The sequence below is a fragment of the Bartonella sp. AP40SXNS genome (genome assembly GCF_042195825.1).
Classification (GTDB): Bacteria; Pseudomonadota; Alphaproteobacteria; order Rhizobiales; family Rhizobiaceae; genus Bartonella.
The window spans coordinates 1-1,512 of record NZ_JBHIPB010000071.1 but is presented as its reverse complement, the minus strand read 5'-3'; the positions used below and the strand labels follow the sequence as shown (position 1 = coordinate 1,512).

1 protein-coding gene is annotated in these 1,512 nt (G+C 33.3%); it reads left to right on the top strand.

Annotated elements, in window-relative coordinates; genetic code table 11:
• Positions 1-591 precede the first annotated feature (591 nt).
• Positions 592-1,356, top strand: a complete 765-nt coding sequence (locus ACFILZ_RS09745) for a hypothetical protein (protein ID WP_375611054.1) — start codon at positions 592-594, stop codon at positions 1,354-1,356.
• Positions 1,357-1,512: the final 156 nt, after the last annotated feature.

The following is a 1,512-nucleotide window of genomic DNA, read 5'->3' as shown; positions in this document are numbered from 1 at the left end:
GTTATAAGAGCGCGGTGCCTATTAAGATAGTGCAAATGATAAATGCGTTATAAACAAAATTCACAAAAAAATTAAAAACCATTTAGTAAAAAATCTGATAGGTTATAAAGATAAAAAAACGCATTATGAGAGCGTTTCTAAATATTATAAATGTATAGATTCAAAAAATAACGCAATCGTTTCATAAAGCCCATAATATAGCTTTAAAAGCATATAAATATAAAAGAAGCAATTCATAATCATAAGACATTGTCAATACATAACGTATTTAAAAAATACAAAAAAATATCAAAAAAAGATAAAATATTATTTGACAATAAATACGTATTTTGTTATATAAATAATCAAGTGATTGAAAAACACTTAACGAATAGCGGACAAGTTACGAAACAACTTCTCCCATTTCTTAAATACTGACTATCTTTTATGCTGTGATTAGCATATATGATGATTTTGTCGGGTGTGCTTATGCCATACAATACCCTTCGCGAGGGAAAAGTATAAGCAACGGACTATTCGCCGTGTTTTTCAGCGCCCGGCGCCTCTATAGAGGTGTCAAATGAAAAAAATTCTTACGAATAGGTTTTAATTATGACAAATATATCAAAAAACTCCCCCGTTCTCTCTAACATTGCAAATGAAATCGCATCTGTTAATCAAAAAGAGCCTGCAAAAAAATACGAATTTATTGATGATTGTGAATATATCGATGGTCATTTCTTAACGCGTATTAGAGCCTTAAGAGATTTTGATGATGTCAAAAAAGGGGACCTCGGGGGCTATATTGAAAGTGAAGATAATCTCTCTCATGATGGCAATTGCTGGGTTTATAATAAAGCACGCGTCTTTCAAAATGCACGCGTCTTTGGAAATGCTAAAGTAAAAAGCTTTTTTGTTGACGTCTATGGCAATGCTAAAATTTATGGGAATGCTATTTTTGAAGGAAGGACATTAAAGGACAATGCTAAACTTTCAGGCAATGCTCATGCTAGCAATGCCGTTGTAATTGAAGGCAATGCACAACTTTATGATAATGCCTATGTAACTGATTATGCCCATATTTCCGATAATGCCGTGATTTGTGATAATGCCCATGTTGGGGGTAATGCAAAAATAAGGGGCTCTGCTTATATTTGTGATGATGCACGTGTTTTTGATGATGCCATGGTTTGTGATGCTCTTATCTCAGGTAATTCTTATATTCATAGCAATGCCTCTCTAACTGCTAATGAAGATATTTGTGATAATGCATATCCAGAATTTGGTAGTGAAGATGATTATTACCGTCATGAATATTATGCTGATTGTGAGGGGTATTATGACGATGATAACGAATATGAAAATGATGCTGCGTAAATAACGCGCGGGCGCGGCGGGGGCGCCACCTTTTAACATTTCATTTTAAAATTTAAATCTATTTATAAAGGAATTGTGCTATGCAAAAAAAGTTTGCACTCACAAATGAGACACGTGTATTTAATAATCAAACTCTTTATCGCATTAAGGCATTAA

Excerpts from the sequence above, each read along its gene's own strand:
- ACFILZ_RS09745 (WP_375611054.1), top strand. The coding sequence starts at position 592 with ATGACAAATATATCAAAAAACTCCCCCGTTCTCTCTAACATTGCAAAT.